This is a genomic window from Sphingopyxis sp. HIX (assembly GCF_001468285.1).
Lineage (GTDB): Bacteria > Pseudomonadota > Alphaproteobacteria > Sphingomonadales > Sphingomonadaceae > Sphingopyxis.
Genome location: NZ_LNSB01000053.1, coordinates 1 through 23083 on the forward strand (window position 1 = coordinate 1; position 23083 = coordinate 23083).

The window sequence follows — 23083 nt, forward strand, 5'->3', positions numbered from 1 at the left end:
CCTCCACCATGCTTCGCATGGTCCCCCTCCCCATCGCTTCGCGACAGGGAGGATTAGGAAAGTCCGCTCCCCACCCCAAAGCCGACGCCGCACTGGCGATCATCGCCTGCCGCCGCTAGGTGTGCCCGAAACAACAACCGGGAACCCAACATGCAGCTCCACCGCACCGTCGCCCTCCTCGCCACTGCGCTCGTTCCCCTCGCGCCCGCGAGCGCACAGGAAGCGCCGCCCACCATCTCCGCCGCCAACCTCACCCAGATCGTGCGCACGCTCGCCTCCGACCAGTTCCAGGGCCGCGCGCCGGGGACCGTCGGCGAGGAGCGGACGATCGGCTATCTGATCGGGCGGCTCGAGGCGCTGGGGCTCGAGCCCGCGGGGACGGACGGCGGCTGGACGCAGCCGGTGCCGTTGCTGCGCACGCGGCTCGGCGGGCCCACGACCTTGCAGTTCGACCGGAACGGCACGGCGCAGCCGCTGAGCCTCGGCACCGACATCTATCTCTCGACGCTGCAGCCGGTCGATACCGCGGCGGTCGCAGCCGCGCCCTTGGTCTTCGTCGGCTACGGGGTCAGCGCGCCCGAGCGCGGCTGGGACGATTTCAAGGGCGTCGACCTCAAAGGCAAGGTCGCGGTCTTCCTGATCAACGACCCCGATTTTTCGGCGACCGCGCGCGAGCCCGTCGCGGGCAGCTTCGGCGGCAAGACGATGACCTATTACGGCCGCTGGACCTACAAGTTCGAGGAAGCCTCGCGCCGCGGCGCGATTGCGGCGCTGATCGTCCATGACACCGAGGGCGTCGGATACGGCTGGAACGTGGTGAAGGCGCCTGCGGGCGAGAATTACGGGCTCGTCGTGCCGCCCGAAAAGCGCACTTCGCTGCAATTGCAGGGGTGGATCGCGCACGATGTCGCGGACACTCTGTTCGCAGGCGCGGGGCTCGACCTCGACAAGCTGCGCGTCGCGGCGCGGCGCAAGGATTTCAAGCCCATCGCGCTGCCGGGGGTGACGCTGACCGCCGAGATCCCGGTGCAGCAGGCGGTGGTGCAGAGCCAGAATGTGCTGGCGAAGATCCCCGGCACGACGCGCGCCGACGAGGTGGTGATCTATGGCGCGCACTGGGATGCCTATGGCGAGGGCAAGCCCGACGAGCAGGGGCGCATCTATCGCGCCGGCGCCAATGACGATGCGCTCGGCGTCGCGGGGCTGTTCGAGATCGCACGGCTGTTCAAGGCCGCGCCGCCGCCCGAGCGCAGCCTGGTTTTCGCCTTCTGGACCGCCGAGGAGCGCGGGCTGCTGGGGTCGGAGGCCTATGCGCAGAATCCGGTGTTTCCGGTCGAGAAGACGGTCGCCAATCTGGGGCTCGACATCTTGCAGACCGCGGGGCGGGCGAAGGATGTGATCCTGGTCGGCAAGGGGCAGGGCAGCCTCGAGGACGATCTCGCGCGGCACGCCGCGGCGCAGGGGCGGGCCGTGTCGGTCGAGAGCCTGCCCGAGCGCGGGCTCTTCTACCGCGCCGACCATTTCTCGATGGCGAAGCGCGGGGTGCCGGTGCTGCTGATGATGGGCATCGCGGGGGCGTCGGACCTGGTCGAGGGTGGCAAGGCCGCGGGGCAGCGCTGGGTCGATGACTATACCGGCCGCTGTTACCATCAGGCGTGCGATGCCTGGGACAAGAGCTGGAATCTCGACGGCGCGGTGCAGGATATCGCGCTGTTCCATGGCATCGGTGACGAGCTGGCGCGGTCGGGGACATGGCCGGGGTGGAAGGCGGGGTCCGAGTTCAAGGATATCCGTGAGCGGAGTGCGGGGGTGCGGAAGTAGGGCAGTCGGGGCAGACTGAAACGACCCCAAAGATCCTCCCCTTGGCGCAGCCATGGGGAGGGGGAGTGCAGGGTTGGATTGCCCCCGGCAATCGAAGTCCAGTCCGGGGGACTGGACGACCCAGCACTCCGCCGCAGGCGGTGGTGGAGGGGTCTGGCCTTGCACCGACGCCTGACGGCGTCGAACCCCTCCGTCAGCGCTTCGCGCTGCCACCTCCCCATCGCTGCGCGTGGGGAGGATCTTTTTGCAGCCTCTCGCACAATAAAAAGGGCGCCCGGTCCCCCCAGACCGGACGCCCTTCTTACGCGTCGCTGATCCTTGGGATCAGGCGCTGTAATACATGTCGAACTCGACGGGGCTCGGGGTCTGTTCGAAACGATAGACCTCGTCCCACTTCAGTTCGACATAGGCCTCGATCTGGTCCTTGGTGAACACGTCGCCCTTCAGGAGGAAGTCGTGGTCGGCGAGCAGGCTGTCGAGCGCTTCGCGAAGCGAGCCGCAGACGGTCGGGACTTCGGCGAGTTCCTCGGGCGGCAGGTCGTAGAGATTCTTGTCCATCGGGTCGCCCGGGTGAATCTTGTTCGCGATGCCGTCGAGGCCCGCCATCAGCAGCGCCGAATAGCAGAGATAGGGGTTGGCCATCGCGTCGGGGAAGCGGAATTCGACGCGCTTCGCCTTGGCGCCCGCACCATAGGGGATGCGGCACGAGGCCGAGCGGTTGCGGCTCGAATAAGCGAGCAGCACGGGGGCTTCGAAGCCGGGGACGAGGCGCTTGTAGCTGTTCGTCGTCGGGTTGGTGAAGGCGTTCAAGGCCTTGGCGTGCTTGACGACGCCGCCGATGAAATAGAGGCACATGTCGCTGAGGCCGGCATAGCCGTTGCCCGCGAAGAGCGGCTTGCCCTTTTCCCAGATCGAGATGTGGGTGTGCATGCCGCTGCCGTTGTCGTCCTTGATCGGCTTGGGCATGAAGGTCGCGGTCTTGCCATAGGCATGCGCGACCTGGTGCACGACGTACTTGTAGATCTGCATGCGGTCGGCGGTCTGGGTCAGCGTGCCGAAGGTCAGGCCGAGTTCGTGCTGCGCCGCGGCGACCTCATGGTGGTGCTTGTCGCAGGGCAGGCCCATTTCGAGCATGGTCGAGACCATCTCGGCGCGGATGTCGACGGCGCTGTCGACCGGCGCGACGGGGAAATAGCCGCCCTTGGCGCGCGGACGGTGGCCGAGGTTGCCGCCCTCATAGCTGCGGCCGGTGTTGGTCGGCAGTTCGATGTCGTCGATCTCGAAACCCGACTTGTTGTAGCCGGTCTCGAAGCGGACGTCGTCGAACATGAAGAATTCGGCCTCGGGGCCGACGTAGACGGTGTCGCCGACGCCGGTCGAGGCGACATAGGCCTCGGCGCGCTTCGCCGTGGTGCGCGGGTCGCGGGCATAGCCTTCGCCGGTCGCGGGCTCGACGATGTCGCAGAAGATCACGAGCATGGGGGTGGCCGAGAAGGGATCGTCATAGACCGCGTCGAGGTCGGGCTTCAGGATCATGTCGCTTTCGTTGATCGCCTTCCAGCCCTCGATCGACGAGCCGTCGAACATCAGGCCGTCCTCGAGCGCATCCTCGTCGATCACGCCGGCGCACATGGTCAGATGCTGCCACTTGCCCTTGGGATCGGTGAAGCGGAGGTCGACCCACTCGATGTCATTGTCCTTGATGCGTGCGACGATATCCTTGGGCTTGGTGGCCATGGTCTGAACTTCCTTCTTGCGATGATGACCGGCCGAGCCGGTTTAGTTGAACAGGATTGGAGAGCGGATGCCGGTCAGAGCGCGTCCTCGTTGCGCTCGCCGGTGCGGATGCGGAGCGCGGTCTCGACCGGGATGACGAAGATCTTGCCGTCGCCGATGCGGCCGGTCTGCGCGGCGGCGGCGATCGCCTCGACCACGCGCTCGGCCATCGAATCCTCGACAATGACTTCGAGCTTCACCTTGGGCAGGAAATCGACGACATATTCGGCGCCGCGATAGAGTTCGGTGTGGCCCTTCTGGCGGCCGAAGCCCTTGGCCTCGGTCACGGTGATGCCGCTGACGCCGACCTCGTGCAGCGCTTCCTTCACTTCGTCGAGCTTGAACGGCTTGATGATCGCCTCAATCTTCTTCACGCGTCTTGTCCCCCACTTGGGTCATTATCGATGCCCGCAGCCAAAGCCGGATCAGGCCTGCCTGTCCGGTTCGCACCACCTGAGTCGCTGCGAGGCCCCGTCATGTTGCACCAATCAAAAGCCGTGCCAATTGCCGAATCGCAAGCTTCCGGTAAGAATTTTGAAAGCAAATTGCGCCGCTGCCCAAGGGGTGGGCAGCGGCGTTATCGCATTGCCTAAAAAAGCGGCAGATCAGCGTCCGACGGGCGCCGCGGCGTCGGGCAGGTTCGCTTTGGTCCAGTTCGAGCGGTCGATGACATAGGCGCGCAGCGCCTCGGCATCGGCCGGCGTGAGCACCTTGGCGAAGCTCACCATGCCGCGGTCCTTGAGCATGCCGTCGAGCACGACGCCCTTCCACGCATCGGCGTTGGCGAGCGTGCCCGAGACGCGGAGGTCGGGGGTGAAGCCGTTGCCGATCGCGCTGTCGCCGTGGCAGACGATGCAATAGCGCCCGAAATGCGCCTTGCCCGCGGCGACCTGTGCCGCGGTGCCGAACTGCGGCGGCGGATTCCACGCGAGCGTCGTCGTGGCGGGCGGCGCGGGCAGCTTGGCGGTTCCGCCGACCTTGAGCACGACGAGGCGCGGGATGTTGGGCACCTTGCGCGTCGCGCCGCCCGCGACCCCCGCGACGAGCGGGAAGGCGCCGCCCTTGCTGGTCATGAAGGCGACGTACTGCACGCCGCCGACGCGGAAGGTCGAGGGTGCGCTGACGATCCCCGACTGCATGTCGAGGTCGAGCAATTGCCTGCCCGTGTCGGCGGTATAGGCGCGGAAGCGGCCGGTGCTGGTGCCCTGGAAGACGAGGTTGCCCGCGGTGGTCATCGTGCCTCCGTTCCACGCCGCGGGATGCGCGACGCTCCACGCGACCTTGCCCGTCCGCGGGTCGAACGCGACGAGCCGCCCCGTGGTCGCCGCGACGGCGGCGCGGAACGCGGCCTTGTCGTCGGGCAGCAGCGTCCCGGTGAGCGAGGTGCCGACGTTGAAGCCGACGACCTTGCGCTTGTCGAGCTCGTTCATGTCGGCGAGATAGCCCTGCGGGATCTGCTGCGCGGGGATATAGACGAGGCCCGTCGCGGGGTTGTAGCTCATCGGGTGCCAGTTGTGCGCGCCGAGCGCGCCGGGGATGGCGATGAAGGGCTTGCCGGTCTTGTAGAAGCGCGCCTCGGGATTTTCGATCGGGCGCCCGGTCTTGAGGTCGTAGCCGGTCGCCCAGTTGATGCCGTCGACGAAGGGCTTGGCGTCGATCAGCCGGCCGGTTGCGCGATCGATGGTGAAGAAGAAGCCGTTCTTCGGCGCATGGTACAGCACCTTGACCGGCTTGCCGTCGATCTGCTGCTCGGCGAGGATGATCGGCTGGGTCGCGGTATAGTCCCAGGTCTCGGCCGGGGTCTCCTGATAATGCCATTTATAGGCGCCGGTCGACGCGTCGAGCGCGACCACCGACGAGAGGAACCAGTTGTCGCCCTGGCCGTTCGAGCGCGTGCCGTGATTCCACGGATTGCCGTTGCCGACGCCCAGATAGACCTGGTCGAGATCCTTGTCGTAGACGATCGCGTCCCACACGGTGCCGCCGCCGCCCGACGTCTGCCACTCGCCCGTGTCCGACCAGGTGGCGTTGGCCTTCGACGCGAAAATGTCGTCCGACGCGGCGCCGTCCTTTTCCTTGTTCGGGTTGGGCGCGGTGTAGAAGCGCCAGCGCTCCTTGCCGGTGTCGGCGTCATAGGCGGTGACATAACCGCGCACGCCGAACTCGGCGCCGCCGTTGCCGATCAGCACCATGTCCTTCACCACGCGCGGCGCGCCGGTGATGGTGTAAGGGCGTTCGGCGTCGAAGGTCTGCGTCGACCAGACTTCGGTCCCCGTCTTCTTGTCGAGCGCGATCAGCCGGCCGTCGAGCGCGCCGACGAAGAGCTTGTCGCCCCACAGCGCTATACCGCGGTTGACGACGTCGCAGCAGGCGTGGACCGCGCGCTCGCCGGGGACCTTGGGGTCGAATTTCCAGAGCAATTTGCCCGTCGCGGCGTCCCAGGCGCTGACCTTCGACCAGGCGTGGCTCACATACATCACGCCGTCGACCACCACCGGGGTCGCCTCCTGCCCGCGCGCGTCGTCGAGGTCGGCGGTCCAGGCGATGCCGAGCTGGCCCACGTTCGACGCGTCGATGTCCTTCAGCGGGCTGAAGCGCTGTTCGTCGTAGCTGAAGCCGATCGCGCCCCAGTCGTCACCGTTGCCGCCGGTCTTGAGCAGGGTCTCGCTGGCCTTTTCGGCATCGTCGAGCGAGGCGCCCGCCGAAATGCTGTCGTTCTTCGAGGCGTTGCACGCCGCCAGTGCCAAAACCGCGCAGCCCAGCAGCGCGGCCGAAAAGACCCGTTTCGCCATCCCATGCTCTCCCGTTCGACGCCTATCTTGACGTTAACGTCAAGTCTGCGCGCGAAGGGGGGCGGGCGCAAGCGGGAAAATGGGGGGCTTGCGAGGGGGTAGAAGGAAAAAGGGATTCGCGCAGAGGCGCAGAGATCGCAGAGAAGGAAAATGGGGTTCACGCGGAGACGCGGAGGCGCGGAGATGATTCCAACTCCGTTCGTGCTGAGCTTGTCGAAGCACTGTCCTTATTTTCGACGTTGAAAGAAAGAACGGCCCTTCGACAAGCTCAGGGCAAACGGCATTGGGGCACGCTGCCATCTCCACGCCTCCGCGCCTCCGCGTGAACCAAATCTCAGAGCCCTCTGCGCCTCTGCGCGAACTTATAAACTCACGCCCAGGGCGGCGCGTTCAGGCCCTTGGGGCTGGCGGTGAAGATTTCGCAGCCGGTCTCGGTGATACCGATGCTGTGCTCGAACTGCGCCGAGAGCGAGCGGTCGCGGGTCACCGCGGTCCAGCCGTCGGCGAGCATCTTGACCGCATATTTGCCGGTGTTGATCATCGGCTCGATGGTGAAGAACATGCCGGGCTTGAGTTCGGGACCGGTGCCGGGGCGGCCGGCGTGGACGACCTCGGGCGCGTCGTGGAACATCTGGCCGAGGCCGTGGCCGCAGAAATCGCGGACGACCGAATAGCGATGCTTTTCGGCGTGGGTCTGGATCGCGTGCGCGACATCGCCCATGCGGTTGCCGGGCTTCGCCTGCTCGATGCCGAGCATCAGGCATTCATAGGTCACTTCGACGAGGCGCTTCGCCTTGATGGGCACGTCGCCGACCAGATACATGCGGCTGGTGTCGCCGTGCCAGCCGTCGATGATCGTCGTGACGTCGATGTTGACGATGTCGCCGTCGCGCACCGGCTTGTCGTCGGGGATGCCGTGGCAGACGACATGGTTGATGCTGGTGCAGCAGCTGTGCGTGAAGCCGCGATAGCCAAGCGTCGCGGGAATGCCGCCGCCCTCCAACATCATCGTGCGGACGAGGTCGTCGATCTCCGCCGTGGTCACGCCCGGCTGGACGAAGGCGACGAGCGCGTCGAGGATTTCGGCCGACAGCCGCCCTGCCTTGCGCATGCCGGCAAAGCCCGCCTCGTCGTGCAGCTTGATCGTGCCGTCGCGAACGCGGACGGGCGCGGCCGTGTCGGCGGCGGTAACGGTGACATAGTCGTACATGCGAGTGGATATAGTCGCTGGGGGGTTAAAAAGCGAGGGGCGGCACCATGGCCGCCCCGTCGCCTTTATTCCGCTGCCTTGTCGAGCTTGGTCTTCGCCTTGCCCTTGCTGGCCTTCGGCGGGGCGGGGGTGATTTCGAAGGTGAGCGGGTTGCCGACCTTGGCGTCGTCGCCTTCCTTCATCTTCACCTTGACCTCGCCGCCATGGACCAGCTTGCCGAAGAGCAGTTCCTCGGCGAGCGGCTGCTTGATCTTTTCCTGGATCAGGCGGCCCATCGGACGCGCGCCATAGAGTTTGTCATAGCCCTTGGCGGTCAGCCATTCGCGGGCGCCGTCGTCGAGCTGGATATGGACGTTGCGGTCGGCCAGCTGGAGTTCGAGCTGGAGGATGAACTTGTCGACCACGCGCGCGACGACTTCGGGCGGCAGGTAGCCGAAGGGCACGATCGCATCGAGGCGGTTGCGGAATTCGGGGGTGAACATGCGCTTCACCGCCTCTTCCTGGACATCCTCGCGCGTCGACGCGCCGAAGCCGATCGACTCGCGCGCCATGTCGCTGGCGCCCGCATTGGTCGTCATGATCAGCACGACGTTGCGGAAGTCGACGGTCTTGCCGTGGTGGTCGGTCAGCCGGCCATTGTCCATCACCTGCAGCAGGATGTTGAACAGGTCGGGGTGCGCCTTTTCGATCTCGTCGAGCAGCAGCACGCAATGCGGGTTCTGGTCGATCGCATCGGTCAGCAGTCCGCCCTGGTCGTAGCCGACATAGCCCGGGGGCGCCCCGATCAGGCGCGACACGCTGTGGCGCTCCATATATTCGGACATGTCGAAGCGCTGGAGCGGGATGCCCATGATCGACGCGAGCTGCTTGGCGACCTCGGTCTTGCCGACGCCGGTCGGGCCCGAGAAGAGATAGTTGCCGATCGGCTTCTCGGGATCGCGGAGGCCCGCGCGCGACAGCTTGATCGCGGACGAGAGCACCTCGATCGCGGTGTTCTGGCCAAAGACGACGCGCTTCAGGTCGGTCTCGAGCGTTTCGAGTATCTTCTTGTCGTCGCTCGACACCGACTTGGGCGGGATGCGCGCCATCGTCGCGATCACGGCTTCGATCTCCTTGGCGGTGATCGTCTTCTTGCGCTTCGACGGGGCGACGAGCATCTGCATCGCGCCGACCTCGTCGATCACGTCGATCGCCTTGTCGGGCAATTTGCGGTCGTTGATGTAGCGCGACGACAGCTCGACCGCGGCGTTGATCGCGTCGGGGGTGTAGCGCACCTGGTGATGCGCCTCGAACGCGCTGCGCAGCCCGGCGAGAATCTTCTTGGTGTCCTCGATGCTCGGCTCGATCACGTCGATCTTCTGGAAGCGGCGCAGCAGCGCGCGATCCTTTTCGAAGTGATTGCGGAACTCCTTGTAGGTCGTCGAGCCGATGCAGCGGATGACGCCGCCCGACAAAGCGGGCTTCAGCAGGTTCGACGCGTCCATCGCGCCGCCGCTCGTCGCACCCGCGCCGATCACCGTGTGGATCTCGTCGATGAACAGGATCGCGTGCGGCAGGCCTTCGAGTTCGGTGACGACCTGCTTCAGCCGTTCCTCGAAATCGCCGCGGTAGCGCGTGCCCGCGAGCAGCGCGCCCATGTCGAGCGAATAGATGACCGCGGGCAGCAGCACCTCGGGCACGTCGCCCTCGATGATCTTGCGCGCGAGCCCTTCGGCGATCGCGGTCTTGCCGACGCCGGGATCGCCCACATAGAGCGGGTTGTTCTTGCTGCGGCGGCAGAGGATCTGGATCGTGCGGTCGACCTCGGCGCTGCGGCCGATCAACGGGTCGACCTTGCCGGTCTTCGCCTTTTCGTTGAGGTTGACGGTGAACTGGTCGAGCGCGGTTTCCTTCTTGTTCTTCGCGTCCGACTTGTCCTTCGCCTCTTCCTTCTCCTCGGGCTCGGCCTGCACCGCGGGCTTGCCGCCCTTGCCGACGCCGTGGCTGAGGTACGACACCGCATCGAGGCGCGTCAGATCCTGCTGCTGGAGGAAATAGACGGCATAGCTCTCGCGCTCGGAGAAGAGCGCGACGAGGACATTGGCGCCGGTCACCTCGTCCTTGCCCGACGACTGGACGTGCAGGATCGCGCGCTGGACGACGCGCTGGAAGCCCGACGTCGGCGAGGGGTCGCTGTGCCCCTCGACCTTCAGGCTGTCGAGCTCGGTGTCGAGATAGTGGACGACCGCCGACTGCAGGTCGTCGAGCGCGACGCCGCAGGCGCGCATCACTTCGGCGGCATGATCGTCGTCGATCAGCGCGTAGAGCAGATGCTCGAGCGTCGCATATTCGTGATGCCGCTCGGACGCGGCCTTCAGGGCATTGTGGAGGGTCTTTTCGAGCGATTCCGAAAAAGACGGCATGGTCTGTATCTCCTTGCGGGGACCAGGCCGGGGAGATGGCGGCCCCCTAGGAACCTAAGGTGGCGATGCCGCCGCCCCACCGCAAGGGAAAAGCGGAGACGTCCATGTGAAATTACGATGACAGGGATTTCATTATGGTTAACGCGGCGTTGAGAATTGGGGCGGCGAACATGGATAGGAGAGGTGCATGGCGGGATCGACCAGGATCAGGCGGTACGGCGCATCGGATTTCGAGGGCGTGCGGTCGCTTTGGGAGGAGGCGTTTCCCGGCGACCCGCCATGGAATCGCGCCGACAGGGCGATCCCCGAAAAGACCGGCTTCCAACCCGACCTGCTGTTCGTGGCGGTGGCCGACGGCGCCGTGATCGGGACGATCATGGCTGGATATGACGGACATCGCGGCTGGCTTTATGCTGTCGCCGTCCGGCCGGGCGCGCGCCGCAGCGGCGTCGGGACCGCGCTCGTCCGGCACGCCGAAGAGGCCTTGAAGGCCCTGGGCTGCGGCAAGATAAATTTGCAGGTTCGCGCGACCAACGATGCGGTCGTCCATTTTTACCAGCGTTTGGGCTATGCGATCGAGGATCGTGTGAGCCTGGGGCGCCGCGTCTAGCCGCGCCTTGGTTTTAGGGTGAGGAATTCATCGGTCATCGGAGTGCGGCAAATGATATCGAGGATTGCGCGTTGCCACTGCGGGGATATCGAACTGACGTGCGTCGGTGAACCGCGCAAGATTTCGATGTGCCATTGCCTGGAATGTCAACGCCGGACGGGGAGCGCCTTCAGTATCGCGGTATTTTACCAGCGGGAGAAGGTGTCCGTCGAACGGGGCGATCCGCATAGTTTCGAACGCCAGTCCGCGAGCGGCAGGCCGGTGAAATTTCATTTCTGTGCCCGGTGCGGGTCGAACCTCTATTGGCTGCCCGACCGGATGCCCCATCTGGTGGGCGTGGCGGCCGGGGCATTTGCTGATCCCGACTTTCCGATGCCCGACCAGTCGGTCTGGACGCGCGACAAGCATGGATGGCTGGCGCTTCCCGAGTGCATGGCGCAGCATGACGCGAATCCGCCGCCGCGCGCCTAACCCTTCTTGAACAGCGACTCCGCGATCGCCTTGTGCCCCGCGGCGGTCGCCTTGTGCGCCTTGACGCGTTCTATCTCACCCTCGAGCACCGCGACGCGCTCGTCGAGTTCGTCCAAGGACAGCGGATCGAGCGGCTGTTTGATCAACGCCGCCAATATATCGTCGCGGCGGCGGGGAAGGTCGTCGTCATCCATGGCGGGCATCCTCCTCTTTTCGCGGGCCGAACTTGTTGACCCGCGGCCCTCGGCTGTCAATAAGGCGCCCCTGTGGGAAGCAGGGGGATTTCGAACGTGACCAGCGTGCCGGACAGCATGACCGCCATCGCCATCAGCGCGCCGGGCGGGCCCGAGGTTCTTGTCCCCGAAACGCGTCCCGTGCCGCGACCGGGACCGGGACCGGGACCGGGCGAACTGCTCGTCCGCGTCGCCGCGGCGGGGGTCAACCGCCCCGACGTGCTGCAGCGCATGGGTTTCTATCCGCCGCCGCCGGGGGCCTCGGACGTGCCGGGGCTCGAGATTGCGGGCACGGTCGTCGCGGTCGGGTCGGGGGGCGATCCCGAGATGCTGGGGCAGGCGGTGTGCGCGCTCGTCGCGGGCGGCGGCTATGCCGAATACTGCCTCGCGCCGGCGGGAAGCTGCCTGCCGGTGCCCAACGGCTTTTCGATGGCGGAAGCCGCGGCGCTGCCCGAGACGGTGTTCACCGTGTGGCACAATCTGTTCGAACGCGCGTGGGTGATGGAGGGCGAGACCGTGCTGGTCCATGGCGGCACCAGCGGCATCGGCACCACGGCGATCGGGCTCTGCAAGCTCTTCGGGATCAAGGTGATCGTCACCTGCGGCAGCGCCGACAAATGCGCCGCGGCGATGGCGCTCGGCGCCGATCTGGCGATCGATTATTCGCGCGAGGATTATGTCGAGGCGGTCAAGGCCTTCACGGACGGCGCGGGGGTGAATGCGGTGCTCGACATGGTCGGCGGCGACTATGTGCCGCGCAATCTGGAATGCCTCGCCGACGACGGGCGGCACGTCACCATCGCCTTCCAGCGTGGCGCGAAGACCGAGATCGACATCAGCCAGGTCATGCGCCGCCGGCTGACGATGACCGGCTCGACGCTCCGCGCGCGCAGCGCCGACTTCAAGGCCGCGCTGGCGGACGAGATCGCGCGCACCGTCTGGCCGCGCCTCGCCGAGGGCGCGTGGAAGCCCGCGATGGACAAGGCCTTCCCGCTCGCCGAAGCCGCCGCCGCCCACGCGCGCATGCAGGCGGGCGAGCATGTCGGAAAGATCGTGCTGACGGTGGCGTAGCGCAGGAGGCGTCGATGGAGATTGCCCAGATCGAGGATTGGATCGCCATCGCGGCGGCGGTTTTCGGCATCGTGGTAGCGATCAAGGGGCTGGCCGAGTTTCGCAACAGCATCGCCGAACGGCGACGCGAACTGCGCTGGAAGAAAGCGTCCACGGCCAAGCAGCTGATCGACGAGATACGCGCGAACGGCCTGGCCGCCGCAGCATTGAAGATGCTCGACTGGGACGGCGCGGATTTCGTCAAGCCCGACGGAACGCGATCGCAGCCGATCCATGCCAGCGAGCGGCGAAAGCAGTTGCGTGTCAAAGACGCTTATTTCAGCGACGATGACGAGCCCGATGCGATCTTTGTCCGGGATTGCTTCGATCGCCTGATGGAGGACGTCAGCCTGATCGAAAATTACATCAAGATAGGCTTGATCGATTTCGCGGATGTCGAACCCTTCTTCCGCTATTATGCGGAACTGGCGGCCGAGCGAGAGGAACGGGCCTGCCTTGCTCCCTTCGCCCGGCAATATGGCTATCAGCCTTTTCTGGATTTCTGCGACCGGTTCGTCCCCGCTGGACCAAAGGCATGAGCAGCTGAAACCCGTCGGGTCGTCGTCGATCTGGACGGACCCGGCGCATCGCGCGGAACATCGGCGGCGCTCGGCCATTGCAGAGGCTCAAAGCAAAAGGAGCCTTTATCGATGACCCTCTCCCGCCCCCTTCTCGCCGCGCCTGCCGCCGCCACCCTGATGCTGATCGCCGCCTGCTCGCAGCCGGCGGCCGACCAGCCGGCGGCGCAGCCCGAGAAGAGCGCCGCGGCGAACGACGATTTGCCGCCGCCGATCAAGCCGGTCGATATCCCGACCAAGGGCGGCGACGGCTCGCCGATCGAATTGGGCGGCCTGACCGAGGCCGACGTCAGCGGCGCCAAGCTGCCCGGCGAACTCGGGTGCAGCTTCGCCGCCGACGCCGCGACGACGCCGATCCTGGTCGCGATGGGCGATGTCGCGTCGAGCGATCCGGCGCGCGGGATCGTCAAGGTCGGCAACACGATCGAGCGCGTCGCCTCGCCCGGCGGCTTCGACGGCATGACCAAGGGCGCGCGCTTCACGGGCAAGGGGCTGCAGCTGCGCCTTGCGCTCACCGGTCCCGCGACGGGCGGGGGCGAATCGCCGCCGAGCCCCGCGACGCTGACCGCCGACCGGGCCGACGGCGCGGTGCGGGTGTTCGCGGGCGAGTGGCGCTGCGGTCCGTAAGGTCGCTTGCGGCGTGCGCATCATCGCCGCATAGAGGCGTTGGCGATGCCGGGGGGCGTCGCCGCTGCCTTTTTGGGGGGAAGCGATGAGCGACTGGCCGATCCTTCACGAATATGCCGCCAGCGGCAATTGCTACAAGATCCGCCTGACCGCGGCGCTGCTCGATTATCCGATCGAGCGGCGCGAATATGACATCATGCAGGGCGCGACGCGGACGCCCGAATTTCTGGAACAGGTCAACCCGAACGGGCGCATCCCGGTGCTGCAGGTCGGCGACCAATTCCTGCCGGAGAGCAACGCGGCCTGTTTCTGGCTCGCCGACGGCACGCATCTGGTGCCGCACGACCGCTTCCAGCGCGCCGACATGCTGCACTGGATGTTCTGGGAACAATATAATCACGAGCCCAATGTCGCGACTTTGCGCTTCTGGATGAAATGGGTCGGCGAGGCCAATTTCAGCGACGTCCAGCGCGCGCAGGTGCCGGCGAAGCAGGCGGCGGGCGCCGCGGCGCTGAAGCTGATGGACGAGCATCTCGCGGGGCGCGAATGGCTGGTCGGCACGGCGCTGACGCTCGCCGATATCGCGCTCTACGCCTATACGCATGTGGCCGAGGACAGCGGGCTGTTTGCGCTCGCCGACTATCCCGCGGTGCAGGCGTGGATCGCGCGGGTCGAGGGCGAGCCGGGGTTCGTCGCGATGGCGGCCTGACTTACCCGCTTACCAATGACCTGCGAGCGCGCTATCGGCCGGGGCATGATTACGCTCCGGACCTCGATCCCGGCCGATGGTGCGCGCGTGGTCGCCATCTGGGCGGCCGCGGTCGACGCGACGCATGACTTCCTGAGCGCCGAGGATCGCGCCGCGATCGGCGAAGAGGTCGCGGGCTTCCTGCCGTCGGCGCCGCTGACGCTCGCGGTCGATGCCGATGATCGGCCGCTCGGCTTCATGTTGCTCGACGGTGCGCATATGGAGGCCTTATTCATCGACCCGGCGTGCCGCGGTCAGGGCATCGGGCGGCGGCTGGTCGAGCAGGCGCTGGCGCTGCATCCGGCGCTGACCACCGACGTGAACGAGCAGAACGGGCAGGCGGTCGGCTTTTACACGCGGCTGGGCTTCGTGCCCACCGGCCGCTCGGCGCGCGACGGGCAGGGGCGGCCCTATCCGCTGGTGCATCTGAAGTTCGGCTGAATCGGCAGACTTGCCCCTTTTTCGAAACCGGCATATAGCCGCTGCCAATGTCCGGCCGCCCCGCGAGGGGCGGCCCTTATTATTTGCGCTTTTGGAGAGCAGTCATGGCCAATGCCGATGCCACCCCGTTGATGCCGCACGCGACCGCCGCCTGGCTGGTCGACAACACCGGCCTCACCTTTGTCCAGATCGCCGAATATTGCGGCATCCACATCCTCGAGGTCCAGGCGATCGCCGACGAGACCGCCGCGACCAAATATACCGGCCGCGATCCCGTGCGCGCGCACGAGCTGTCGATGGACGAGATCGAGAAGGGCCAGAACGACCCCAATTACAAGCTCAAGATGAGCAAGCAGGCGCAGGACACGATCCGCCGCACCCGCGGCCCGCGCTATACCCCGGTCAGCAAGCGCCAGGACAAGCCCGACGGCATCGCCTGGATCCTGAAGAACCACCCCGAAGTGTCGGACGGCGCGATCGGCAAGCTGATCGGCACGACGCGCAACACGATCGGCGCGATCCGCGACCGTAGCCACTGGAACAGCGCGAACATCGTGCCCAAGGATCCGGTGACGCTCGGCCTCTGCTCGCAGCGCGAGCTCGACGCGCTCGTCGCCAAGGCGGCGAAGAAGGCGGGGATCAAGGCGCCCGAGGACAGCCGTTTCGAGGGCGACCGCGAGGCCCTGCTCGAGGAACTGCGCGCCGAACGTGTCGCCGCCGCCGAAGCGCGCGCCGCCGAGGAAGCCGCCGAAGCGGCGAACGACGAAACGGCCGCATAAGGCGTGGCATCGGTCAGCGACGACGAGGGCATCCCGGCGGCCAGCGGTTCGCCGGACGCCTCGCTGACCCAGGACGACAGCTTCACCGCGACCAGCCACGCCGGGTTGACCTACCCTTGGGGCGATGCCGCGCCGGGCGCGGGCGAGACGATCCGCATCGCGCCGGGCATCAGCTGGGCGCGCATCCCGATGCCGGGGTCGCTCGGCCATATCAACAGCTGGATCCTGGACGACATTGCCGATGACGGGGGGGACGGCGTCGCGGTGGTCGACACCGGCGTGTGCCTGACCATCTGTTCGGATGCGTGGAAGGCGCTTTACGCCGGCGCGCTCAAGGACGTGCCGGTTACCCGCGTCATCGGCACGCACCTCCACCCCGACCATATCGGCCTTGCGGGCTGGATCGCGAAGAAGAAGGGCGTCCAGCTGTGGATGACGCGCGGCGAGATGCTCACCGCGCGGATGATCGTCGGCGACACCGGCGAGACGGTGCCCGAAGAGGCGCTGAAACAATCGCGCGCCGCGGGCTGGGACGACGAGCAGATCGAAGCGCAGAAGAACGGCGGCTGGGGCCGCTTTGCGATGGTGATGTACCCGCTGCCGCGCAGCTACACGCGGATCAAGGACGGCGATGTGCTCGACATGGGCGCGCATAAGTGGCGCGTCGTCGTCGGGTCGGGGCACAGCCCCGAACATGCATGCCTGTGGAACGAGCACGAGGGCGTGCTGGTGTCGGGCGACCAGGTATTGCCGCGGATCAGCTCGAACGTGTCGATCAACATCACCGAACCCGATGCCGATCCGCTCGGCGAATGGCTTGCCTCGATCGACAAATTGATCGCCACCGTGCCCGCCGACGTCGTCACCTGTCCCGCGCACGGCCAGCCGTTCAAGGGTCTGCACGTCCGGCTGATGGCGCTCCGCGACGAGCATCGCATGCGGCTCTACAATCTCTCCGAAGCGATCGCCAAGGCGCCGATGCGCGCGGTCGATAGCTTCCCCTTGCTGTTCAACCGGCCGATCGGCGGCGAGCAGCTGGGCATGGCGACCGGCGAGGCGCTCGCGCACCTCAAGCGGCTGGAGGTCGAGGGGCGGGTGAAGCGCGAGGATCGCGACGGGGTGTGGTGGTATCACGGGGCCGCGTGACGGCCGCGTCGCATCTTCAAAGTTCAGTAAAGTTCAGCCCTTTGCGCGTCCCGCTTTGGCGCTAGCGGCGTGCTGGACGCGCCCGGTACGGTGGGTCGCATCCGCGCGGCGGGGGCGACCGCTTTTGTCCACCGAATGAACGAGTCGGATGAAGGCTGGCACAGCCGAATAATGTAGGAAAGCCTTATTTGCAGACGCTGTCCGCTTTGGGGTGGGGAGGTGCCCCTAGGGCGCGTTATGGTAAAGGTAGAAGTGCCGAGGACGAACGTCCGCAACCGGTCGGTTGCAGTCTCTCTCTCTGTTAGAGCAGTGCTCACAGGCCGGTCATTTTTGTTTCGCGCAAAGACGCAAAGACACGAAGAGGCTGGCTCGCGACCGTCAGGTCGCCTCGTTATCAACGCTGCATCATGACTCGGCATTGGAAGGAAAAAAGCCGATTCGCGGCCGGCGCGACATCTTCGTGTCTTTGCGTCTTTGCGCGAAACCAACAGGGGCCAACATTCGCGACAAGGTGGTCCGTCGCTGTCTTGCGAGACCTCTGCCCAAACCTTCACTTCGGCCGGTTCATCACCCAGCTGAATGCCATCGCGTTGAAGATCGTATAGAGGCCGTAGAGCAAAAGCCCGGTGAACCAGTTGCGCGTCGCGATCGCCATTGCGCCGACGAGCAGCAGGAACTCGAAAACATAGGTGATGTTGGGTCCGACCTTGTCGGCGAGCGGCTTGACCATCTGCCGGATCAGCGGGTCGTCGCTTTCCATGAAGGCGCGGTGCATCGCGAAATTGCCGATGCCTGCGGCGAAAATGGCGATGATCGCGATCCACATAGCTATGCAAATGGGGGGAGCGGGGTGGAAATGCCAGCGGATTTGCGGTTAGGGTGGCGGCGGATGCGGGGCAAGCCCCACGCCGCCACGATCGCCGAACCCGGATCCTGCCCCAGGAAGGACGTCTTCGATGACCGCTCTCCCCCGTCTCGCGGCCTTTGCGCTGCTCGTTTCCGCCGCGCCGCTTGCGCTCGCCGCCCAGCCCGATGCGCCGCCGCCGGTGACGACCGACCCCGTGCTCACCAACCCGGTGCCCGAGGTGCCCGTCGCGCCCGCGCCCAAGCTGCCCGATGCGGTGCGCGCGATGCTCGACGCGGCGATCGCCAGCGGCAAGGAGGCCGACGTCGATACCGTCGCCAAATTGGCGAAGGACACCAACCCCGGCGCGGGCGAGGAGATCGAGCTGATCGTCGCCGACTTCCGCGCCGCGCGGAGCAAGGCCAGGGAAGCCGAAGCCGCGGCGGCGCAGGCGAAGCTGGCGCAGGCGAAATTCTGGCAGAACTGGAAAGGCGAGGGGCAGATCGGCGGGTCGCTGAGCAGCGGCAATACCAAGTCGGCGGGGCTCAGCGCCGGGGTCGCGCTCGCGCGCAAGGGGATCGACTGGACGCATAAATTGCGCGCGCAGGCGGATTACCAGCGGACCAATGGCAAGACCTCGGTCGAGCGCTATCTGGTCGAGGTCGAGCCGCAGTACCGCATCGACGACCGCGGTTTCGCTTATGGGCTCGGCCGCTGGGAGCATGACCGCATCCTCGGTTACGACGCGCGCTGGAATGCCTCGGCGGGGCTCGGTTATAAATTGCTCGACGGCAAGTCGGTTGCGCTGAGCCTGAAGGGCGGGCCGGCGTGGCGCCGCACCGCGTTCCTGCGCGGGGCGACCGAGGACGAACTCACCGGCTTTGCGGGGCTCGATTTCGGCTGGCAGATGTCGCCGACCTTGCGGCTCACGCAAGTGGCGTCGACCGTGGTCGGCGAGGCGAACAGCTCGACCAGCTCGCTGACCGCGCTCAACGCCAAGCTCAGCGGCAAGCTTTCGGCGCGGCTCGCCTATGCCGCGCAGATCGATTCGAGCCCGCCGCCGGGAGTCGAGAGCGTCGACACGCAGACGCGGTTTACTTTGGTGTACGGCTTTTAGTCGAACACCTCCGCCCCGCCGATCGTCTCGCCCTCGGCGAGCAGGCCGACGCCGGGGACGTGGTTGAACTCGATGCGGATGCCGTCGGGGTCCTCGAACAATATGGAATAATAGCCCGGCGCCCAGGGCTCCTCCTGCGGGCCGTGGACGAAGACGATGTCGCTGCGGTCCTCGAGGAACGCGTAGATCCGGTCGACCGCGGTGCGGTCGCGCAGGCGGAAGCAGGCGTGGTGCAGCCCCGGCGCGCCCTGGTCGAAGCGCTTGCCGGCGTTTTCAGGGCTGCCCGTGCGGATGCCGATCGCGGTGCGCCCGCCGACGCCGTAGAGCATCGCGTCATTGTCGAGCACGACCTTCAGTTCGAGGTAGCGAATGACCTCGCGCCAGAAGGCCGTCGAGCGCGCGAAGTCGCCCGCGGTCAGGATGACGTGGGCGACTCCGTTCAAATCGCTCATTTGATCGCGGCGAGCACGTAAAGGAATTCGGCGAAGCCCATCGTCGCGTCGACCAGCCCCGCGACCTTGGGATTGGTCGAATCGATCAGGAAATATTCGTCGGGGGCGTGCGCCCCCGAACCGTGGCCGATGCCGAAATGCGCCGCGGGGATCGACACCGGCGGCGCGGTGAAGGTCGACCCCGGCCAGCTCCCCGCCATGCGCGGGTTGAGGCTCGTCGCGATGCCGAGCTTCTTGTAGGTCGCGAGTTCGGAGCGGACGAGGCGGCTGTCCTCGGCGACCTCGGTCGGGTCATAGCCGCCCGAGACATTGACCTCGACGTCGGTGAAGCCGTGCTTGTCGAGATGCGCGCGCAGCTTCTGTTCGGCCTCGGCGCGCGTCTGGTTGGGGACGAGGCGGAGGTCGAGCTTGGCGACCGCGCGGCCGGGCAGCACGGTCTTGCCGCCGGGGCCGGTATAGCCCGCGACGAGCCCCTCGATATTGACCGTCGGCTCCTGCGCGAGGCGGATCAGCGCGTCGTCGTAGGTCAGATTGTCGATCCAGTGGGTGATGCCGAGCGCGGCCTTTTGCTGTTCCTCGTCGCCCGCCTTGGCCGCGGCGCGGATCAGTTCCTTCTCGCGGGTCGTGAGCGGGCGGACATTGTCGAACCAGCCCTCGATCGCGGGCGTGTTGCCGCCGTCGGTGACGAGCGTCTGCAGCGCCTGCACCAGCCGCCAGGCGGGCGAATCGACCATCGCCTTCAAGCTGCTGTGCACGTCGCCCTTGGGCCCGCGGCCCCATTTTTCGCCGCTGGCGACCAGTTCGAGCTCGATGATGCCTTTGGAGCCCAGATTGACCGTGACATTGCCCGACTTGCCCTGCGAGGCGAAGGGGATGAAGATGCCCTCGCACTTCTTGAGCGCGGCGAGGATGTTGGGCTTGGTCGCGATCTGGCGGAAGTGCGGCGAGCCGATCTCCTCCTCGCCCTCGCAGACGAGAACGATGTTCACCGGCAGCTTGGCCTTGGCGGCGCGGATCGCGTGGAGTGCGGCAAGGAAGGCCGCCTCGGGGCCCTTCTGGTTCACCGCGCCGCGGCCCATGATCGACAGGCCGAAGCCGGGGCGGTCGACCATCTTGCCCTCCAGCGGCGGCGAGGACCATTCGGCGGGGTCGAACTGCTTGACGTCGTACATGAAATAGATGCCCAGCGTGCGCGGCGCGCCGACGTCGATCGTGCCGAAGACGCCGGGATGGCCGTCGGTCGGCACGATCTCGACATTGGTGAAGCCTGCGTCGCGGGCGAGCTCGGCCATATAGGCCGCGCCTTCGGCCATGTTGCGGTTTTCGGCGGCGATCGAGGGGAGCGCGATCCAGTCGCGGATGCGCTTGAGCGAGGCGTCCTTGCCCGCCTCCGCGGCTTTCCGAATGGCCGCCATCGGCCCGTCGGCGGCGAGCCCCGGCAACGGGCGCATCAGCATCGCGCCGGCGGAAAGCATCGCGCCGCCGCGAATCAGGTCGCGGCGATTCCAGGCGTTGACGTTACGGAAATCCATTCGGCGTCCCCTTAAGCTGTTCGTATGCGAAGCAGTTTGGCGCCTCGCGCGCGGAACGCAAGCCGTGCGGCGATCAGCCGGGCTTCGCCCAATAGTCCGCCATCAGCGCGTGCGACCATTCGGGCTGGTCGATGGTGTCGCGCGGCAGGAATTCGCGCATCACCGGCTTAATGTCGAGCACCGGACTGCCGTCGATCGCGTCGAGCCCCTCGACCTCGACCGTCAGCCCCTCGACGCCGACGATGCGGCAGGTGGTCAGGCCGAGACGATTGGGGCGGTTCTTGCCGCGCTGCGCGAAGATGCCGACCAGCGGCCAGTCGGTGCGGCCCCGCGGATGCCGCGCGCCGGTCTCGATCTTTTCAGCGGGCACCTGGTCGAAGACGAAGATCACCTCGGCATGGCTGAAGTCGGAAAGCCCCGCGAGCGCGTCGGGGGTGAAGCGGCCGGGATCGAGGACGATCGCCGCGCGGCTTGCGCCCCAGTCGTCGTCGACCGCCTCGGTCCGCCCGCCGCGGACATGGCCGATGGGGAAAAGGGTGAAGCTCATGGATCCCTCCTTTGCGCGATTGACGCCGCCGCCGCCCGGCGCATAGCGTCGCGCGGACGAGGAGGCGAGCGATGGATTTTGCGGGGAAGAGCGTCACGATCACCGGCGGCGCGACGGGCATCGGTTTTGCGCTGGCGAAGCGGCTGGGCACCGCGGGTGCGCGCGTGATCGTCAGTGAGCCCCGCGCCGAGAAGCTGGCCGAGGCGGTGGCCGCTTTGGGGGCACTCGGCGTCGAGGCGCTGGCCTTCGCCGCCGACGTGACCGACGCAGCGTCGGTCGAGGCGCTCGCCGATTTTGCATGGAAAAGGCATGGCCGCGCCGACGCGGTAATCGCCAATGCGGGGATCGGCGGCCCGCGCGCGTCGGTGATCGACTGCGACCCCGCCGAAGCGCGCGCGTTGTTCGAGGTCAATTTCTGGGGCGTGTGGACCACGCTCGCGGCGTTCGGCCGCCGCTTCCAGGCCGACGGCTTGCCCGCGGGCCTCTATGCCACCGCGTCGGAGAACAGCTTCTTCAACGCGCTGCGCGTCAACGGCGGCGCTTATGTGGCGAGCAAGCATGCGGTGCTGGGGCTGATGGACATGCTGCGGAATGAGGTTTCGCCGGCGATCGACGTCGGGGTGATCATCCCCGGCTGGGTCAAGTCCGACATGACGCGCCACGCCGAACCCGCGATGGACGCCGATGCCTTTGCCAACCGTATCGTGCCGCAGATGGAGGCAGGCGAATTCTACCTCGTCAGCCACCCCTATAATGTCGTGCGCATGGAAGAGCGCTGGGGCGAGGCCTATGCGGCTTATGCCAAATATGCGCCGCGCACGCCGGGCGACGAGGCGTGGGACGTGCAGAAGGTCATCGAATCGCAGATGGTGATCAAGCGGCGCGATTAGGGCGTATCGCCCGCGGCGAAAGGCTGGCTGTCGCCGATCCATTCCCACACGCAGCGGCTCTGCGGCTTGAGCTTGAATGCGGCGTTCATGGCCTCGACCGCGCCCGCGGGCAGTCCGGTGATCCACGCGCCCTGGTCGGTCCACAGCCAGCCGAGGCGGCGGCCGGTGCCGACCTCTCCCGCGCGCGCGTCGATCGCGTGCGCGATGTGCGAGCTCGCATATTTGACCGCGCCGGCATAGGCGATCGCCAGCGGCGATCCGCCCGCCTGCATCGCGATATGCACCGGCACCGGAGCATCGTGCGGCGGCCAGTCGGCGTCGACGGTCAGCTCGGCGATGGGCAGGTCCGCGATGCGCGCGAGGTCCTGGGCCTGCCCGCGGAGGTAGCCCGGATCCTGCTCGGTCTTCGAATCGAGCATGACGAGGTTGGCCATGAAGCGCGCCGGGTCGGTGCCGGGGTGATAATAGCCGAGCTCGCCGAGCGCGGCGAGGATCGTGTCGGGTTTCACGCTCTCGTCCATCTCGGCGACGCCGGGATAGAAGAGCGCGGGGTCGGGCGTTTCGGGCGCGAAGACGCCCTGCTCGGCCATGACGCGCACAACGCGGCGGACATCGGCCTGGCGCGACGCGGAGAGTTCGGGCGGGGGGCCTTTGTGGTGCACGGGGACGCTGGAGGGCGGTCTGCGTTTCGGGCGCCGTGCGAGGTTCCAGAGATCGGCGACGAGCGAGGGGATGCCCCATAGGCACCACAAGCCGTACGCCGCGAAGGCGCCCATGACGGTCGAGAAGAAGAGTTTCGCGCCCGCTCCGGTGCCTTCGGAAAAAGGGACGAAAAAGAAAAAGACGAGCGCGACGACGACGCCCGCAGGGACAAACAACATCCGCTGTTTCGGCAAGATGGCGCCCCTCCCCGTCATCCCGGCGAAGGCCGGGATCTCGCCGTTCGAGCCTTACGTC

At 66.7% G+C, this 23083-nt stretch carries 23 protein-coding genes; 12 read left to right on the forward strand and 11 right to left on the reverse strand.

Translation table 11 applies throughout. From position 1 onward, the window contains the following. Window positions 1–150 precede the first annotated feature (150 nt). A complete protein-coding gene (locus ATE62_RS19940; protein WP_058809469.1) occupies window positions 151–1821 on the forward strand; it encodes a M20/M25/M40 family metallo-hydrolase in 1671 nt (556 codons plus the stop codon). 324 nt (window positions 1822–2145) lie between these two features. Here the strand turns inward: ATE62_RS19940 and glnA are convergent, their stop codons facing one another. From glnA to clpA, 5 genes are all read right to left on the reverse strand, one after another. After that, entirely contained in the window at window positions 2146–3558 is a 1413-nt protein-coding gene (gene glnA / locus ATE62_RS19945; RefSeq protein WP_058809470.1) for a type I glutamate--ammonia ligase, read from the reverse strand. 74 nt (window positions 3559–3632) lie between these two features. Further along, window positions 3633–3971 (reverse strand): P-II family nitrogen regulator, encoded by a 339-nt coding sequence (locus tag ATE62_RS19950; RefSeq protein WP_037518110.1) that lies wholly within the window; start codon window positions 3969–3971, stop codon window positions 3633–3635. Window positions 3972–4202: 231 nt separating this feature from the next. Continuing rightward, complete coding sequence (locus ATE62_RS19955) at window positions 4203–6389, reverse strand: PQQ-dependent dehydrogenase, methanol/ethanol family (protein WP_058809471.1); 2187 nt, start codon at window positions 6387–6389, stop codon at window positions 4203–4205. Window positions 6390–6759: 370 nt separating this feature from the next. Continuing rightward, the gene (map, locus tag ATE62_RS19960; RefSeq protein ID WP_058809472.1) at window positions 6760–7599 is read right to left on the reverse strand and encodes a type I methionyl aminopeptidase; all 840 of its coding nucleotides are present in this window, start codon (window positions 7597–7599) and stop codon (window positions 6760–6762) included. A gap of 65 nt (window positions 7600–7664) precedes the next feature. Beyond that, window positions 7665–10001, reverse strand: coding sequence for an ATP-dependent Clp protease ATP-binding subunit ClpA (gene clpA / locus ATE62_RS19965; protein ID WP_058809473.1), 2337 nt, complete (start codon window positions 9999–10001; stop codon window positions 7665–7667). A 187-nt stretch (window positions 10002–10188) separates the two neighbouring features. Here clpA and ATE62_RS19970 point away from each other — a divergent pair, with 187 nt between their 5' ends. Continuing rightward, entirely contained in the window at window positions 10189–10611 is a 423-nt protein-coding gene (locus ATE62_RS19970; protein ID WP_058809474.1) for a GNAT family acetyltransferase, read from the forward strand. Window positions 10612–10662: 51 nt separating this feature from the next. After that, complete coding sequence (locus ATE62_RS19975; protein ID WP_058809475.1) at window positions 10663–11082, forward strand: GFA family protein; 420 nt, start codon at window positions 10663–10665, stop codon at window positions 11080–11082. On the opposite strand, the gene ATE62_RS19980 is transcribed toward ATE62_RS19975, so the two are convergent. After that, complete coding sequence (locus ATE62_RS19980) at window positions 11079–11276, reverse strand: DUF1192 domain-containing protein (protein WP_058809476.1); 198 nt, start codon at window positions 11274–11276, stop codon at window positions 11079–11081. The genes ATE62_RS19975 and ATE62_RS19980 overlap by 4 nt on opposite strands. A gap of 96 nt (window positions 11277–11372) precedes the next feature. On the opposite strand from ATE62_RS19980, the gene ATE62_RS19985 reads away from it, so the two are divergent. The 7 genes from ATE62_RS19985 (at window position 11373) to ATE62_RS20015 (ending at window position 16744) form a co-directional block, all read left to right on the forward strand. Continuing rightward, entirely contained in the window at window positions 11373–12386 is a 1014-nt protein-coding gene (locus ATE62_RS19985; RefSeq protein WP_082662926.1) for an NAD(P)H-quinone oxidoreductase, read from the forward strand. A gap of 14 nt (window positions 12387–12400) precedes the next feature. Beyond that, window positions 12401–12964 carry a hypothetical protein gene (locus ATE62_RS19990; protein WP_058809478.1) on the forward strand — a complete coding sequence of 188 codons (564 nt, stop codon included), beginning with the start codon at window positions 12401–12403 and terminating at the stop codon, window positions 12962–12964. 111 nt (window positions 12965–13075) lie between these two features. After that, window positions 13076–13630 carry a hypothetical protein gene (locus ATE62_RS19995; protein WP_058818592.1) on the forward strand — a complete coding sequence of 185 codons (555 nt, stop codon included), beginning with the start codon at window positions 13076–13078 and terminating at the stop codon, window positions 13628–13630. A gap of 85 nt (window positions 13631–13715) precedes the next feature. Then, a complete protein-coding gene (locus ATE62_RS20000; protein ID WP_058809480.1) occupies window positions 13716–14339 on the forward strand; it encodes a glutathione S-transferase family protein in 624 nt (207 codons plus the stop codon). A 45-nt stretch (window positions 14340–14384) separates the two neighbouring features. Further along, window positions 14385–14819 (forward strand): acetyltransferase, encoded by a 435-nt coding sequence (locus ATE62_RS20005; protein WP_058809481.1) that lies wholly within the window; start codon window positions 14385–14387, stop codon window positions 14817–14819. Between the two features lie 131 nt (window positions 14820–14950). Then, entirely contained in the window at window positions 14951–15598 is a 648-nt protein-coding gene (locus tag ATE62_RS20010) for a DUF1013 domain-containing protein (protein WP_058809494.1), read from the forward strand. A gap of 3 nt (window positions 15599–15601) precedes the next feature. After that, window positions 15602–16744 (forward strand): MBL fold metallo-hydrolase, encoded by a 1143-nt coding sequence (locus tag ATE62_RS20015; protein WP_082662927.1) that lies wholly within the window; start codon window positions 15602–15604, stop codon window positions 16742–16744. Window positions 16745–17294: 550 nt separating this feature from the next. Here the strand turns inward: ATE62_RS20015 and ATE62_RS20020 are convergent. Beyond that, entirely contained in the window at window positions 17295–17570 is a 276-nt protein-coding gene (locus tag ATE62_RS20020; protein WP_058809482.1) for a hypothetical protein, read from the reverse strand. Between the two features lie 130 nt (window positions 17571–17700). On the opposite strand from ATE62_RS20020, the gene ATE62_RS20025 reads away from it, so the two are divergent. After that, on the forward strand, window positions 17701–18705 hold the full coding sequence (locus tag ATE62_RS20025; RefSeq protein WP_058809483.1) for a DUF481 domain-containing protein: 1005 nt from the start codon (window positions 17701–17703) through the stop codon (window positions 18703–18705). Here ATE62_RS20025 and ATE62_RS20030 read toward each other — a convergent pair. The 3 genes from ATE62_RS20030 to ATE62_RS20040 form a co-directional block, all read right to left on the reverse strand. Then, entirely contained in the window at window positions 18702–19157 is a 456-nt protein-coding gene (locus ATE62_RS20030) for a VOC family protein (RefSeq protein ID WP_058809484.1), read from the reverse strand. The genes ATE62_RS20025 and ATE62_RS20030 overlap by 4 nt on opposite strands. Beyond that, complete coding sequence (locus ATE62_RS20035; protein WP_058809485.1) at window positions 19154–20689, reverse strand: M20/M25/M40 family metallo-hydrolase; 1536 nt, start codon at window positions 20687–20689, stop codon at window positions 19154–19156. Before ATE62_RS20035 ends, ATE62_RS20030 begins: the two co-directional genes overlap by 4 nt. A gap of 73 nt (window positions 20690–20762) precedes the next feature. Further along, window positions 20763–21236 (reverse strand): SAM-dependent methyltransferase, encoded by a 474-nt coding sequence (locus tag ATE62_RS20040; RefSeq protein ID WP_058809486.1) that lies wholly within the window; start codon window positions 21234–21236, stop codon window positions 20763–20765. A 71-nt stretch (window positions 21237–21307) separates the two neighbouring features. Here ATE62_RS20040 and ATE62_RS20045 point away from each other — a divergent pair, with 71 nt between their 5' ends. Next, complete coding sequence (locus ATE62_RS20045; RefSeq protein WP_058809487.1) at window positions 21308–22126, forward strand: SDR family NAD(P)-dependent oxidoreductase; 819 nt, start codon at window positions 21308–21310, stop codon at window positions 22124–22126. Here ATE62_RS20045 and ATE62_RS20050 read toward each other — a convergent pair. Next, on the reverse strand, window positions 22123–23007 hold the full coding sequence (locus tag ATE62_RS20050; protein WP_058809488.1) for a hypothetical protein: 885 nt from the start codon (window positions 23005–23007) through the stop codon (window positions 22123–22125). The two genes, ATE62_RS20045 and ATE62_RS20050, sit on opposite strands and share 4 nt — an antisense overlap. Window positions 23008–23083: the final 76 nt, after the last annotated feature.

Bases quoted from the DNA above. Each gene is read 5' to 3' on its own strand.
- ATE62_RS19940 (WP_058809469.1), top strand. From the start codon at position 151: ATGCAGCTCCACCGCACCGTCGCCCTCCTCGCCACTGCGCTCGTTCCC.
- glnA (WP_058809470.1), bottom strand. From the start codon at position 3,558: ATGGCCACCAAGCCCAAGGATATCGTCGCACGCATCAAGGACAATGAC.
- ATE62_RS19955 (WP_058809471.1), bottom strand. From the start codon at position 6,389: ATGGCGAAACGGGTCTTTTCGGCCGCGCTGCTGGGCTGCGCGGTTTTG.
- map (WP_058809472.1), bottom strand. From the start codon at position 7,599: ATGTACGACTATGTCACCGTTACCGCCGCCGACACGGCCGCGCCCGTC.
- clpA (WP_058809473.1), bottom strand. From the start codon at position 10,001: ATGCCGTCTTTTTCGGAATCGCTCGAAAAGACCCTCCACAATGCCCTG.
- ATE62_RS19970 (WP_058809474.1), top strand. From the start codon at position 10,189: ATGGCGGGATCGACCAGGATCAGGCGGTACGGCGCATCGGATTTCGAG.
- ATE62_RS19975 (WP_058809475.1), top strand. From the start codon at position 10,663: ATGATATCGAGGATTGCGCGTTGCCACTGCGGGGATATCGAACTGACG.
- ATE62_RS19980 (WP_058809476.1), bottom strand. From the start codon at position 11,276: ATGGATGACGACGACCTTCCCCGCCGCCGCGACGATATATTGGCGGCG.
- ATE62_RS19990 (WP_058809478.1), top strand. From the start codon at position 12,401: ATGGAGATTGCCCAGATCGAGGATTGGATCGCCATCGCGGCGGCGGTT.
- ATE62_RS19995 (WP_058818592.1), top strand. From the start codon at position 13,076: ATGACCCTCTCCCGCCCCCTTCTCGCCGCGCCTGCCGCCGCCACCCTG.
- ATE62_RS20000 (WP_058809480.1), top strand. From the start codon at position 13,716: ATGAGCGACTGGCCGATCCTTCACGAATATGCCGCCAGCGGCAATTGC.
- ATE62_RS20005 (WP_058809481.1), top strand. From the start codon at position 14,385: ATGATTACGCTCCGGACCTCGATCCCGGCCGATGGTGCGCGCGTGGTC.
- ATE62_RS20010 (WP_058809494.1), top strand. From the start codon at position 14,951: ATGCCGCACGCGACCGCCGCCTGGCTGGTCGACAACACCGGCCTCACC.
- ATE62_RS20020 (WP_058809482.1), bottom strand. From the start codon at position 17,570: ATGTGGATCGCGATCATCGCCATTTTCGCCGCAGGCATCGGCAATTTC.
- ATE62_RS20025 (WP_058809483.1), top strand. From the start codon at position 17,701: ATGACCGCTCTCCCCCGTCTCGCGGCCTTTGCGCTGCTCGTTTCCGCC.
- ATE62_RS20030 (WP_058809484.1), bottom strand. From the start codon at position 19,157: ATGAGCGATTTGAACGGAGTCGCCCACGTCATCCTGACCGCGGGCGAC.
- ATE62_RS20035 (WP_058809485.1), bottom strand. From the start codon at position 20,689: ATGGATTTCCGTAACGTCAACGCCTGGAATCGCCGCGACCTGATTCGC.
- ATE62_RS20040 (WP_058809486.1), bottom strand. From the start codon at position 21,236: ATGAGCTTCACCCTTTTCCCCATCGGCCATGTCCGCGGCGGGCGGACC.
- ATE62_RS20045 (WP_058809487.1), top strand. From the start codon at position 21,308: ATGGATTTTGCGGGGAAGAGCGTCACGATCACCGGCGGCGCGACGGGC.
- ATE62_RS20050 (WP_058809488.1), bottom strand. From the start codon at position 23,007: ATGTTGTTTGTCCCTGCGGGCGTCGTCGTCGCGCTCGTCTTTTTCTTT.